This is a genomic window from Gammaproteobacteria bacterium (assembly GCA_016705365.1).
Taxonomy (GTDB): domain Bacteria; phylum Pseudomonadota; class Gammaproteobacteria; order Pseudomonadales; family UBA5518; genus UBA5518.
The window spans coordinates 437093-450982 of the sequence record JADIYI010000002.1; the positions used below are offsets into that span (position 1 = coordinate 437093).

The following is a 13890-nucleotide window of genomic DNA, read 5'->3' on the forward strand; positions in this document are numbered from 1 at the left end:
AACCAATGTACCACCCGCTTGCCACGCCACGGCGGCCAGCGGCTGCGCTCAGGACCCGTCGCGCATACCGGCCGCAACCCGAGCCCGCAACCCGCGCACCCGCCCCTGCAAGCGGCGCAGGATAGCGGCGCGTCGCGCGCCCGGGCATGGGGCGTAACCGAGCGCGACGAAATCCGCGGTGATGGCCTGAAATCGCGGCCCGATCTCCGGGCGCAAGCCTGCCACACGCTGTCCGTAATCGCACGGCCCCTCGCCTCGATTGCGCGCGATTCCCAGCGCCGCGAGCGTGGCACACGCCAGCAGGTACGCACGCGCGGCCGGATCGTGATGGGGTGCTTTACGCCAACCGAGCAGACTCAGCGTCACCAGCAGCAGCACGCTGCCACCGGCAGCAAGCAAGGCGCTCGCCAACCGTACCGGGCTGATTTCACCGAGCAAACGCTCGAGCAGCGCCATCTGCCGCTCGGTATCGTACTGCAACACCAGCCGCGCCCAGTGGTAGGTCACCAGATCCCAACGCATGCGGATCCAGCCAAGCAGCGGGATGCTGCGGTAACGCTGCATGGCGAGCGGAGAATCGGCGAGAAATTCCGCACCCAGTACTTCGCCGAGACTCGACTCGATCCGCTCGGGTGCAACCGCCGCGGTCGGATCGAACCGTACCCAGCCGCGTTCCGCGATCCACGCCTCGGCCCAGGCATGGGCATCGAACTGGTGCACCAGCAGGTAATCCTCGAAGGGATTGCGCTCTCCGCCCTGGTAACCGGTCACCACGCGCGCGGGGATTCCGGCGGCGCGCAGCAACACCACGAACGCGCTGGCAAAATGCTCGCAGAAGCCCCGCCGCTCGCCAAACAGGAACTCATCGACCGTATCGCGCCCGAGCAGGGGCGGATTCAACGTGTAGATGAATGCCTCTGCGTTGAACCACTCGAGCAAGCGCTCGATGTAGGCGCTGTCGGAGGGTTCTTCCGCGCGCCAGGCGCGCGCCATCGCCAGCGCGCGCGGGTTGAAACCCTGGGGCAACTGCAATTCCGTCTGCCGCCGCAAAACGCCGAGCTCCGGCTCGAGCCTTGCCCCGAGATCGGCGTGTACCCGGTAACCCAGACGCTGGCTGACCGGCGTCCTGGTCATCAGCCGATAATCGCTGCCCATGCGCAGCGATTCGCCGAAACTCAGGGGATAACCGACCGCGTAGGCCCACTGCCGGTTGCTGGGTTCGAGAATCACTGCGTAGCCGGTTTCGATTCCGCTCGGCACGAACCCGGCGCTGCTCAGCGCCACGTTGCGCGCACCCAGCGCGGCCAGTTCCAGTTCGTAGCGTGCCCGCGCACCGAGACGCCACTCCCGCCCATCGAATTCCGAAAACACCAGCCCGCGCCAGTACAGTTCCCGCTGTGCCGGAACCGGGCCACTGAAAGTGACGCGAAACGCCAGTTCGCTGGATGCGCTGAGGCGGGCCACATCGCCCGGCGACATGGTATCGCCCGGGCCGGTTTTTGCGGCCGCGGCATTCTGCGGGAGTGACCACAGCGGCGCCAGGCGCGGGAAGACCACGAACAGGATCAGCATCAGCGGCAGTGCCTGCGCGAGCATCGTCGCGGCCAGCGCCAGCGGCGACGGAAATCCCGGCTGCGGTTCGGCCTGGTGCCGCGCCACCAGCGCGGCCGTCGTGATCACGATCGCCACCAGCGCGTACAGCGCATGCTGGATTTCCTGTTCGAACAACAGCTGGCTCGCGGCAAGGAAGTAAGCCACGAAGCACACCACCATCACATCGCGCGTGGAGCGCAGCTCCATGCTCTTCAGGCCGCCGGCGATGATCAGCAGCGCGACCGCCGGCTCGAGTCCGTTCAGCGTGCGCCAATGCAGCCCCACCGCGGTGAATGCCATCAGCACCAGCAGGAATCTCACCAGTCGCGATGGAAACGACCAACGCCCCTGGTAGACGCGATAACGCCAGCCGAGCGCGATCCCCACCGCCAGCAATATCCACACCGGCAGTCGCGGGGCATGCGGCATGATCGCCACCACGAGCGCCCCCAGCACCCACAGCAGGGCGCGGCGCGGCAGCTGCACACTCATGCCGGAGCGATGCCGTGGAGTGCGAGCGCCGCGAGGGCGCGATCGCGATGCGCCTCGCCGCTGGCGGGTTCCAGTCGCAGCCCCGGCAGCAGCAGGCCGAATTCGGCTTTCAGCCGATGCAACTCCAGCACCCAGCGGCACAGGAGCGACAATCGCTCCTCGACACCAGCGCAGCCTTCGGTCTGTTCCCAGGTGAGCCAGCGGCGGCGATCCGCGAATGCCAGGTACTCCCGGGTCTGCAGGCGCTGCCCCTTGGCCAGCGTTTTCCACGCCACCCGACGCAGCGGATCGCCGGGGCGATAGTCACGGAAGCCGCTGAAATCCTCGGCGCCGGGATCGGGCGTCGCGTAACCGTCGTCGCCGTGACCGCTGTCGAGCGGCAACGGGCCCACGGCCGCCGGACGCGGATACACCAGGCACGCCACGTCCAGGTCCACCCAGGACCAGACCCGCACCAGTCCGAGTGGATAGTAGCTGCGCACCCGCATTCTCCCCGGCCGCAGCCAGCCACGGCGCCGCGCCTCGAGAAACACCGTCTGCAGATCCTCCGTCGCCGGCGCAATGCGTGCATGTACCGGCGCCGCTCCGGAGCACAGGATCTCGATCGCGTCATGGCAACGTCTGGTGCTGGCGCGCAGGGTCAATGCGAACGCCGCCCGCTCGCCGGCAAAAACCGCCGGCGCCGCGCCGGCGCCCAACTGCAGTCCGGCAAAATTCGCATAGCTGTGCAGGATCGTCACGATGAACATGCCACCGAGCAGAAAGCACAGCGCGAGCACCAGGTTGTTCTCGTAATTGATCCCCGCGATCAGCAGCGCAAGCAACAGCAACAGGAACGCAAACCCGCCACCCGAAGGCATGATGAACACGTTCTTCTGGCTCAGAGTGAGCTCGCGTGCCGGCGGAATACGCCGCATCACCCACGCAAACCAGCGCTCGCGCCAGGCCTCGCGCAAACGCTGCCCCTGGGCGCGCGCGCTCATCAGCCGAATATATCCACCTGGGTCAGGAGCCGCTCCGCGAGCGCGCGCCCGTCACCGGAGAACTCGCTGGCGCCGCGCAACCGGTGCGCGACCACCGCCGGCAATACGGCCTGAACGTCCTCCGGCACCACATGGCTGCGCCCCTCCATGTAAGCCCAGGTACGCGCACTGGCGAGCAGTGCCAGCGCCCCGCGCGGCGACAGGCCGTGGGCAAACTCCGGCGCGCTGCGCGTGTATCCGGTGAGTCGCTGCACATAATCGAGCAGCATGTCGGCGGTCGCGACGCTCTGCGCATCGCGCTGGATGCGCCGCAGGTCCTCGCGCCCGAGACTTGGCTCGAGCGCCTCCGCACCCGGCACCCGCCCCTGCCCGGTCAGCATCGCCCGCTCGGCGTTGCGGTCCGGGTAACCGATGTCGATACGCATCAGAAATCGGTCGAGTTGTGACTCCGGCAGGGCAAAGGTGCCCGCCTGGGTGACCGGGTTCTGGGTCGCGATCACGAAAAACTCCTCCGGCAACTCGCGGGTCTGCCCCTCCACCGTCACCTGGTGCTCGGCCATTGCCTCGAGCAATGCACTCTGGGTCTTGGGCGTGGTGCGGTTGATTTCGTCGGCCAGCAGCACCTCGGTGAATATCGGCCCCGGATGAAAGCTGAAGGCATTCGCGCGCTGATCGAATACCGAGACGCAGAGAATATCGCCGGGCAGCATGTCGCTGGTGAACTGCACCCGGGTGAATTCGAGCCCCAGCGCGCGCGCCAGCGCATGCGACAGCGTGGTCTTGCCCATGCCCGGAAGATCCTCGATCAGCAGGTGTCCGCGCGAGAACAGGGCACACAGCGCGAGGCGGATCTGGCGGTCCTTGCCGAGCAGCACCCTGCCGATATCACGAACCGTCTTCTCGATTATTTCCTGCACTGCGCTTCCCCGCGATTGGCCCGCGCCGCCGCGCGCTGTTCAACGCACCCTACGCGATTGCCGCCAGGCCGCGCGCAAGATCGTCCCTGAGATCATCGACGTCCTCGAGACCGACCGCCACCCGGATGAGATCCGCGCCGATACCCTGCGCCTGGCGTTCGGCCTCGCTGAGCCGCCCGTGCGTGGTGCTCGCCGGATGCACGATGGTGGTCTTGGCATCGCCGAGATTCGCGGTGATCGACATCAGGCGTGTGGCATCGATGAAGCGCCACGCCGCCGCCTGACCGCCGGCCACCGTAAACGACATCACCCCGCCGAAGCCGCGCTGCTGACGGCATGCCAGTGCGTGTTGCGGGTGACTCTCCAGGCCACAGTGGTTGACCTGACCCACACCCGGTTGCGCCTCGAGCCAGCGGGCGAGTGCGAGGGAACCGTGGCTGTGCGCTTCCATGCGGATGCGCAGCGTCTCGAGCCCCTTCAGGAACACCCAGGCATTGAACGGACTGAGACAGGGACCGCCCGAGCGCATGAAGGCGACCGCCTGTTCCATGAGTTCGCGCCGCCCGCACAACGCTCCGCCGAGACAGCGTCCCTGCCCGTCGATGTACTTGGTCGCCGAATGCACCACCACGTCGGCGCCAAGCGCCAGCGGTTGCTGCAGGGCCGGTGTCAGAAAACAATTGTCGACCACCAGCAGCGCATTCGCCGCGTGCGCGATCTCCGCGACACGGGCGATATCGACGATCTCGATCAGCGGGTTCGAGGGTGTTTCGAGAAACAGCAGGCGCGTGTCAGGACGGATCGCTGCGCGCCACTGCGCGTAGTCCGCCGGCGCGACATAGCTGATATCCACGCCGAAGCGCGCAATGAAGCGATTGAACAGCACCGTGGTGGACCCGAATACCCCGCGCGAGCACACGATATGATCGCCCGCCGCGAGCCAGCTCATGCAGGCAGCGAGTATGGCGGCCATGCCGGAGGCTGTTGCCACCGCCTGTTCCGCACCTTCCATCGCCGCGAGCCGCTCCTCGAAGGTGCGCACCGTCGGGTTGGTGTAACGCGAATAGACGTTGCCTGCCTCGCTGCCGGAAAAACGCGCCGCGGCCGCGGCCGCGGACTCGAACACGTAACTCGAGGTGAGGAACAGCGGCTCGGCGTGTTCGCCCTCCGCGGTGCGCACCTGTCCCGCGCGCACTGCCAGCGTATCGGGGCGCGCGCTCGCCAGCACCTCGCGTCGTTCGTTGTCGCTCATCGCGTCCGGTTCCTTGCGCGTCGCTCAGTTGAAATGATTGTGCAGACCCATCAAGGACGAATCGCCGCCGCCGGAACCCGCATCGCCGAGCGTCCTGCTGGCATCGTTGCGCACCGCGTGAAGATGCTGCAGATAGGCCTCGTTCACGTCACCGGTAACATATTGCCCGTCGAATACCGAGCAATCGAAGCCCTCGATCTGCGGGTTGCCCTCGCGCGAGCAGGACACCAGGTCCTCGAGGTCCTGGTATACCAGCCAGTCGGCACCGATCTGCTCGCAGATCTCGGCCTCGCTGCGCCCGTGCGCAATGAGCTCATCCGCCGACGGCATGTCGATGCCGTAGACATTCGGCCAGCGAACCGCGGGTGCAGCGGAGGCGAAATAGACCCGCCGCGCGCCGGCTTCGCGCGCCATCTGGATGATTTTCTGGCAGGTGGTGCCGCGCACTATCGAGTCATCCACCAGCAACACGTTCTTGTCACGGAATTCGAGTTCGATCGGGTTCAGCTTCTGGCGCACCGAATTCCTGCGCACCGCCTGGCCGGGCATGATGAAGGTACGTCCGATGTAGCGGTTCTTCATCAGGCCCTCGCGGAACTTCACATCCAGCTCGTAGGCGATGACCTGCGCCGCCACACGGCTGGTGTCCGGAATGGGAATCACCACCTCGATGTCGTGATCGGGCCGCAGGCGCTTGATCTTGTCCGCCAGGCGCTCGCCCTGACGCAGCCGCGCCTTGTACACCGAGACACCGTCCATGATCGAGTCCGGTCGCGCGAAATAGACATGCTCGAAAATGCACGGCGTCAGCCGGGTGTGTTCGGCGCAGATACGGGTGTGCAGGCGCCCTGCGATATCGACGAAAACCGCTTCGCCGGGCGCGACATCGCGGATCAGGCGGAATCCGAGCACATCGAGCGCAACACTCTCCGATGCCATCATGTATTCGTTGCCTGCGGGTGTCTGGCGCTCGCCGAAAACCAGCGGTCTGATCCCGTTAGGGTCGCGAAATGCGACGATCCCGTGGCCGGCAATCATCGCCACCGCGGCGTAACCGCCGCGCGCGCGCCGGTGAACACCGCGCACCGCCGTGAAGATATCGTCCGCGTCCGGAACCAGCTTGCCTAGGATCTGCAGTTCGTGCGCAAAGACGTTGAGCAGCACTTCGCTGTCGGAGTCGGTGTTGATGTGCCGCAGATCGGCCTGGAATACCTGTTCGCGAAGCTGGTCGGAATTGGTCAGGTTGCCATTGTGGGCAAGGCATATGCCATAGGGGCTGTTGACATAGAACGGCTGTGCCAGCGCGGAACTCGAACTCCCTGCCGTGGGATAGCGCACATGGCCGATGCCGAAATTCCCCCGCAGCCGCTCCATGTGCTCGGTGCGGAACACGTCGCGCACCAGGCCATTGCCCTTGCGCTGCTTGAATACGCCGCGATCGCAGGTAATGATTCCCGCGGCATCCTGCCCGCGGTGCTGCAGCACCGTCAGCGCATCGTATAGCTGCTGGTTGACGCTGCTCGCACCCACGATGCCTGCAATACCGCACATGCGCGCCGTCCTCCGCTCTCAGTTGCCCAGCCCGACGATCAGGTCGCGCAGTGTACCGGTGAATCCCCTGAACCAGCCTTCCATCAGCAGCAGGTGCGGCAACAGTACCGATTCCTGCCACCAGGCATAGCTGTCGAGCTGCAGCGTCGGGCCGAGCAGTGCGACCACCGCCAGCGAAACGAGCACCCCGCGCGCAAAGCCGAACGCCATTCCGAGCAGCCGGTCGAGCGCGCCCAGCCCGACGAAGTTCACCACGCTCTGCAGCAGCCGCGCCGCCAGCGCCACCGCGATCAGCGTCAGCACGAACAGCGCCGCGAACGCCACGATATAGCGGCCAGTGGGGTTGGCGATACTGGAAGCCAGCAGATAGGCAAAACGCTCGGCGAACACCATCGCCACGATGAATGCGAGTACCCACCCGATCAGCGAAAGCGCTTCCTTGACGAAGCCGCGCAACAGACTGAGCAGCGTGGAGACACCCACCACGGTGATGATCGACCAGTCTGCCGCGTTCAGCGCGTCCACGCCCGCTCCGGATCAGCGAATTCGCGCCATTCTAGCAAAGGGGCAACGCTCGTCCCACACACAACTCTCAGGGATAGTACCCCGTAACGTAGCCTTTCACGCCGAGATTCTTCGCGATCTCCGTTGCGAGCTTCTGCGCCGCCTGTTTGTCGAGCTTGGGATCGACATAGACCCGGTATTGTATTGCACTGCCATCGCGCACCGTCTGCAGGATCGCGTGGTAGCCGGATTTCTCGGCCCGCCGCTTGATATCCTGGGCGTTCTCGAGTTTGCCGAACACTCCGAGCTGCACCGCCCACTGCACCGGCAAATCGTGCCGATCGAGCAGGGCGGGCTCCGGCTCGGAGTCCCGTGGCGCGGGCTCCGCCGCTTCGCTCTCCGGTGCGGGGGCTTGCGCCACCGGCTCTGCAGGTTGAAGTGGCACCGCACTGGCGGCGGTGTCCATGACGGACGTCTCGCCCGCTTCGGCACTTGCCGCACGTTCCGCACTGTAGTCTGGCTGGGGCGGCAGCTGCGGTGCTTCGGGCTCGCTGATCGCGAACCGCTCCACCGGCGGTGCCTCGGGAATCTTGCTGCGCTGGCTGATCTCGCGCACCGGAGTGGTGTCGAACAGCACCGGCCAGATGATGATCCCGAGAGCCACCAGCACCGCCGTGCCTACCAAACGGTGTTTCATTGCCTCTGTCAAAATCGATCTCCGTTGATACCATCCTGCTGATCGAGCCATTCGAGCGCAGGACCTACCGTGTGAAACGAGCCGCACACCACCAACCGATCACCGCGCTGGAGCGTGGCGAGCGCATGGTCCATCGCCACCCCGACGTCCGCACAGCATTGTACGCTCACCTTGCCAGCCAGCGCCTCGAGGCGTCGCACCACGTCGGCTGCGGGCGCCGCGCGGCTCGCGTGCAGTTGCGGAAGGAACCACACGCTCGCATATCCCGCCAGCACCGCCAGCATCGCCTCGATGTCCTTGTCCCTCATTGCGGCAAACACCACGGCGGTGCGTCCGGCAGGTGCCTGCTCGGCGAGGCGTGCCGCCAGCACCTCGGTAGCCGCGAGGTTGTGCGCCACGTCGAGCACGCAGTCTATTCCGCGCAGGCGGCATTGCTGAAAGCGGCCCGCCAGCGTGATTGACGGCAACACGCTCGCCAGCATGGTCCGATCGAGAGCGATGTCACACAACAACAACGCCTGCAGCGCCGCCGCCACGTTGCCAGCGAGCAGTTGCGGTGGCGGCAGTCCCTCGCGCCGAAACGCCAGTCCCGCGCGATCCGTGCCGCGCCAGCACCATTCACCGGAGGCGTTGCGCCACGCATCGAACTGCGCACCGATTCCGAACCACGGCGCCTCGAGTGAGCCAGCCGCGCGGTACAGCGCCTGCGGCGGATTCCGATCGGCGCAGACCACCGGGCTGCGGGAGCGGAATATCCCCGCTTTTTCTCCCGCGATCGTCTCGCGGTCCTTGCCCAGCCAATCGGTGTGATCGATCTGGATGCTGGATATCACCGCCACGTCGGCATCGATGATGTTCACCGCATCGAGGCGACCTCCCAGACCGACCTCGAGCAACAGGAAGTCGAGCCTTGCGTGGCGGAATATTTCCAGCGCCGCGAGTGTGCCAAATTCGAAATAGGTGAGCGGAGTCTCTCCGCGTGCGCGCTCGACGGCGGCAAACGCCGCGCACAACGCTGCGTCATCGACTGCCCGCCCCTGCAGCCGTACCCGCTCGTTGTAATGACGCAGGTGCGGCGAGGTATACGCACCGACGCGCTTGCCCGCCGCCAGCAACAGCTGCTCCATGACGGCCACGCAGGATCCCTTGCCGTTGGTGCCCGCTACGGTTATCACCGTGGCTGCCGGGCTGGCGATGCCCATGCGCGCCGCCACCCGGGCCGTGCGCTCCAGCCCCAGCTCTATCTCGGCCGGGTGGGCACGCTCGATTCGATCAAGCCAGTCGCCAAGCGTCGCTCGTTCCCGATGCATGCGGCTATCGCTGCCTCAACCCGCCTCCACTTCCACCTCCAGCTCCGGCTCGGGCCGCCCGGTCAGCCGTGCCAGCAGCGAGGCAATCCGGTCACGCATCTGCCCGCGCGGCACGATCATGTCGACCGCGCCATGCTCGAGCAGGAACTCGCTGCGCTGGAATCCGCGCGGCAGCTTCTGGCGGATGGTCTGTTCGATGATGTTCGGACCGGCGAAGCCGGCGCGGGCATACGGTTCGGCAATGTTGATGTCGCCCAGGATCGCGAGGCTGGCCGAGACGCCGCCGTAGATCGGGTCGGTCAATACCGAAACATAGGGTATCCGCGCGAGTTTGAGACGTTCGAGAATGGCACTGGTCTTGGCCATCTGCATCAGCGATATCAGCGCTTCCTGCATGCGTGCGCCGCCACTGGCCGAGAAACACACCAGCGGCATATTGTTGTCGAGCGAGTCGCGTGCCGCACGGGTGAATTTCTCGCCCACCGCATAACCCATCGAACCGCCGTGGAAATTGAATTCGAACGCCAGCGTATTCAGCGCGATTCCCTTCAGCGTGCCCTGCATGGCAACCAGGGCGTCACGCTCGCCGGTGGCTTTTTGCGCCGCGCTCAGGCGATCCCGATACTTCTTGAGATCCTTGAATTTCAGGCGATCGACCGGCTCGACGTCGGCACAGATCTCCGTGCGCCCCTGCGGATCGAGAAAGATGTCGAGGCGCCGGCGCGCACCGATGCGCATGTGGTGATCGCACTTGGGGCATACGTCGAGATTCTTGTCGAGTTCGGGCCGGTACAGCACCGCCTCGCACTTGACGCACTTGTGCCACAAGCCTTCCGGAACCGTGGTCTTGCGATCCTGTTCGCCACGGCGAACCGCGGCCGGCACAATCTTGTCGAGCCAACTCATCGTCTCATCCCTCCGGTCCAGTCCTGCGTCATGGCATTTTCGGTCGCCACGGCGCGCATGAAATCCTGCACCCTGCGTGCATCCTTTATCCCCGGCGCCTGCTCCACACCGCTGCTCACGTCCACCGCCCAGGGCCGCGCGCGGCGGATAGCTTCCCCGACATTGCCCGCGTGCAGCCCTCCGGCCAGGATCAGCGGGCGGGCCGCGGCTGCCGCGGGCAGCAGGTTCCAGTCGAATACCCGTCCACTGCCACCGGGGTGCACCGCATCCTCGGTATCGAACAGCAGACCGCGGGCACCCGGCCAGGACGCCAGCGCATGGTCCGGCGGAGCGCTCGCCCCCACCCGGAGCGCCTTGATGTAGGGTACCCCGAAACGGGCACAGAACTCGTCTGTTTCACTGCCATGAAACTGCAGCAGATCCGGACGCAGTGTATCCAGTACCCGCTGCACCTGCGCGACATCGGGATCGACAAACAGCGCCACGCTGGTCACGAACGGCGGCAGCGACGCGACAATCTCGCGCGCCTGCACCACGTTCACCGCGCGCCTGCTGTTGCTCCAGAACACCAGTCCGATCGCATCGGCCCCGGCACGTGCCGCGACCTCGACATCATGCGCGCGCGTGATTCCGCAGATCTTGACCCTTACTCGCACGTTGAGCGGCTTCTCTTGCGATGGCAGGGCGCGATTCTAGCAGATGCCGCGCGTTGCCATGGCGCATCCTTCAGCCGGAAAACCAGGGGGCCGAAGGCGGCTCCGGCAGCTGCCAGCGGGGCGCATAACCGACCGCGCACAGATACAACCCGGCCGCCGGCGCGGTGGCAGCGGACTGCCGACGATCGCGCGATTCGAGCACCTCTCCCAGCCATTCCACCGCTCGCTCGCCGGTTCCGACCGCCATCAGGGCACCGGCGATGTTGCGCACCATATGCAGCAGGAAGGCATTGGCCTGGATGTCGATCACGAGCAGTTCGCCGCTGCGGTTCACGTTTACCGTATCGACCCGGCGCATCGCCGTGCGCGACTGGCAACCCGCACCGCGAAACGCGCTGAAATCGCGCTCGCCCGGCAATTGCCTGGCAGCCTGTCGCATCCGCTGCTCGTCGAGCGGACGACGCTGCTCGCACACCGACCCGGCCAGCAGCGCGCTGCGGACCGGGCGATTCAGGATCAGGTAGCGATAACAACGGTGGGTTGCGGAAAAGCGCGCATTGAAAGCTGCATCCACTTCCCGCGCCCATTGCACGGCGATGCTTTTCGGCAGCAGCGAATTGACTCCCTGCACCCAGGCACGCAACGGACGATCCGCCGTGGTATCGAAATGCACGACCTGGCAACTGGCGTGCACGCCGGCATCGGTGCGCCCGGCGCAGACCGTGCTTATGCGAGCGTCCGCAACCTGGCCGAGTGCGCTTTCGAGGGTTTCCTGGACGGTTGGCAGGCGCGGCGAACGCTGCGCCTGCCAACCGGAAAAAGTGCTGCCACAATATTCGAGACCAAGCGCGATGCGTCGTGCTCCAATCGCGCCGGACATGGCTCAACCGGCGCGCAGGGTATCCAGAATCTTGCTGGCCTGCTCGCGCTGGTACTGCGCGCCTTCGGCAACGACCTCCTCGAGGATGTCGCGGGCCCCGTCCATATCGCCCATATCCATATAAGCGCGCGCCAGCTCGAGCTTGGTCTCGACTTCGTCGCTGTCGGGCAGCAGATCGAGCTCGTCGTCGTGCTCGCCTGCCGGCAAGACCCGGGCGGGTTCATCCGCCACCAGGTCCAGTTCCGCGGGCGCACGGGCTTCCTCCGCGCCCGACTCGAGTTCCCCGAGCTCGAGCTCGAGCGAAAGGTCTTCTTCTCCTTCGTCGGCAGGGGCATCGAGTTGCGGACTGGCGATATCGAGCTCCGCGGTGACAAGGCCCGGTTCCGCGCTGTCGGTGGCGTCGACCCCGGTCGCGGGCTGCCCATCGATCTCCAGCAGCCAATGCGCACGATCGGTGTCTTCGAGCAACTCGCGGGCGGCACGCAACGCGGCCTTGTCGCCGAGTGCTTCGAGGCGGTCGAATTCCGCGATGAATTCGCTGGCATTACCCTGTTCGGCAAGGATATCCATCAGCTTGAGTCGCACATCGCTGCGATCCGGGTGCTGGACCAGCGCCTTGCCCAACAGTTCGATGGCGGTTTGCGGTTTGCCATAGGCAATATAGATATCCGCTTCGCTCACCGGGTCGGCGATTTCCTGATCGCCGGCAGCGACGGCCTTGACGCGGGCCGGAGCGCCGAACAGCGCTTTTTCAGCCACGTCATCGCGCTCGAGATCCGATCGCTGCGCGGCGACCTGCGGGGCCGCGGCCGCCGCAGCCTGGGCCGCGGCCTTGCGCAGTTCGTGCGCCGGCACCGGCATCTCGGAATCGCGCCGACGGCGCGTGAACAGGAACGCCAGCATTGCGATCAATGCCACTCCCGCGCCACCGGCCAGCACCATGGTATTGCCGAGCAGGCGGTCGACAAGGCTCTGCGCTGGCTCGCTCGCGACTGGCGTCTCGGGCGATGCCGGCACCTCGGCGGTGGCGGCAGGCGTCTCGGGAGCAGCAGCGGCTTCGACGGGCGCATCCGTGCCGGCCTGGGCCGAGCTCAGGCCATCGCTCTTCAGTTCCACCAGGCGTTCGTAGTCCTGTACCTGTTCCTCGAGCGCCGCAACCCGCGCCTTCAGTTCGGCGTTGGCGCGCTCGGCAGCCGACAGGCTTTCCTCGGTTTGCGCGAGTTGCTCCTGCGAGCCGCCGGTAACGGTTCCTCCGCTGCCACCGGCGGCGCTGCTGCCGCTGGCATCCTCCACCGAATCGCCCGCGAGCCGCAGATACGCATCTTCATCTCCCGCAGCAGAGGCGGCGGGAGCAGCCTCCGCTGACGCTGCCGGTTCATGGGCGGTGGTATCGCCCGCGCGCCATTCACGATTGTGCTCCGAGACCGTACTCGCCGCATCGGCCTGCGAGAGCCCGGCAATGTCGGCGGCCGCCGGAATGCGCAGAACCTGCACCGCCTTCAGCAGATTGATGTTCCCGCGGATGAAAGCCGCGGGATTGTCGCGGTGGATCGCCACCATCATCCGCTGGATCGACACCCCTTGCGGGCGCGCACGGCTGGCAATACCCCACAGGGTATCGTTGCGGGCCACGGTATAGCTGTTCCCGCTCCATTCGCCGCGCATCGGGGCCGTCGACGTGGCGCTTCGCGCCGCGGGTGCGGCCGGTGCGCGCACCGCCGGCAGCGCGGCGCGCTGGTAGGTGGGCAGGTCGAGCAGGACGGTGTACTCGCGCAGCACCCTGCCATTGGGCCAGCGCGCCTCGACTATGAAATCCAGGTAGGGTTCGCGGACCGGACGTTCGGTCGTGACCCGCAACAACGCGTCGCCACCGCTCAGCTGCAGATCGAAGCGCAACTCGCCCAGAAAGAACAGGCGATCAACCCCCGCCCGCTCGAAATCGGCTTGCGAAGCAAGTTTCACGATGATCTGACTGGCGTCGAGATCGCCCGCTCCGTGCAGCCGGATCTCGGCCGACAGCGGCTGATCGAGCGATGAACGAAGGCTGATTTCGCCGAGTCCCAGTGCCTGCACCAGCGATGCCTGCAGCATCGCGAAGGCCAGCAGGGTGGTAGTTGCATGCTTCCTGATCATCGGCAGTCCTTTATTG

Annotated in this window: 12 protein-coding genes; all 12 read right to left on the reverse strand. The window is 66.0% G+C overall.

Features of this window, described 5'->3' with window-relative positions; translation table 11 throughout:
- Positions 1-48: 48 nt before the first annotated feature.
- Positions 49-2085 carry a DUF3488 domain-containing transglutaminase family protein gene (locus IPF49_02155; GenBank protein MBK6286448.1) on the reverse strand — a complete coding sequence of 679 codons (2037 nt, stop codon included), beginning with the start codon at positions 2083-2085 and terminating at the stop codon, positions 49-51.
- Positions 2082-3068, reverse strand: a complete 987-nt coding sequence (locus tag IPF49_02160) for a DUF58 domain-containing protein (GenBank protein MBK6286449.1) — start codon at positions 3066-3068, stop codon at positions 2082-2084. The genes IPF49_02155 and IPF49_02160 overlap by 4 nt, the downstream gene beginning before the upstream one ends.
- Positions 3068-3985: an AAA family ATPase gene (locus IPF49_02165; protein ID MBK6286450.1), complete on the reverse strand. Its 918-nt coding sequence runs from the start codon at positions 3983-3985 to the stop codon at positions 3068-3070. The genes IPF49_02160 and IPF49_02165 overlap by 1 nt, the downstream gene beginning before the upstream one ends.
- 49 nt (positions 3986-4034) lie before the next feature.
- Positions 4035-5237 (reverse strand): O-succinylhomoserine sulfhydrylase, encoded by a 1203-nt coding sequence (locus tag IPF49_02170; protein MBK6286451.1) that lies wholly within the window; start codon positions 5235-5237, stop codon positions 4035-4037.
- A 24-nt stretch (positions 5238-5261) separates the two neighbouring features.
- Positions 5262-6788 carry an amidophosphoribosyltransferase gene (purF, locus tag IPF49_02175; protein ID MBK6286452.1) on the reverse strand — a complete coding sequence of 509 codons (1527 nt, stop codon included), beginning with the start codon at positions 6786-6788 and terminating at the stop codon, positions 5262-5264.
- Between the two features lie 18 nt (positions 6789-6806).
- Entirely contained in the window at positions 6807-7304 is a 498-nt protein-coding gene (locus tag IPF49_02180; protein ID MBK6286453.1) for a CvpA family protein, read from the reverse strand.
- Positions 7305-7380: 76 nt separating this feature from the next.
- Complete coding sequence (locus IPF49_02185; protein MBK6286454.1) at positions 7381-7989, reverse strand: SPOR domain-containing protein; 609 nt, start codon at positions 7987-7989, stop codon at positions 7381-7383.
- 8 nt (positions 7990-7997) lie between these two features.
- Positions 7998-9299, reverse strand: a complete 1302-nt coding sequence (folC, locus tag IPF49_02190) for a bifunctional tetrahydrofolate synthase/dihydrofolate synthase (GenBank protein ID MBK6286455.1) — start codon at positions 9297-9299, stop codon at positions 7998-8000.
- 15 nt (positions 9300-9314) lie between these two features.
- Complete coding sequence (locus IPF49_02195; GenBank protein MBK6286456.1) at positions 9315-10205, reverse strand: acetyl-CoA carboxylase carboxyltransferase subunit beta; 891 nt, start codon at positions 10203-10205, stop codon at positions 9315-9317.
- Positions 10202-10861, reverse strand: coding sequence for a phosphoribosylanthranilate isomerase (locus tag IPF49_02200; GenBank protein ID MBK6286457.1), 660 nt, complete (start codon positions 10859-10861; stop codon positions 10202-10204). Before IPF49_02200 ends, IPF49_02195 begins: the two co-directional genes overlap by 4 nt.
- Positions 10862-10931: 70 nt before the next feature.
- Positions 10932-11741 (reverse strand): tRNA pseudouridine(38-40) synthase TruA, encoded by an 810-nt coding sequence (gene truA / locus IPF49_02205; GenBank protein ID MBK6286458.1) that lies wholly within the window; start codon positions 11739-11741, stop codon positions 10932-10934.
- A gap of 3 nt (positions 11742-11744) precedes the next feature.
- Positions 11745-13874 (reverse strand): FimV family protein, encoded by a 2130-nt coding sequence (locus tag IPF49_02210; protein ID MBK6286459.1) that lies wholly within the window; start codon positions 13872-13874, stop codon positions 11745-11747.
- Positions 13875-13890 lie beyond the last annotated feature (16 nt).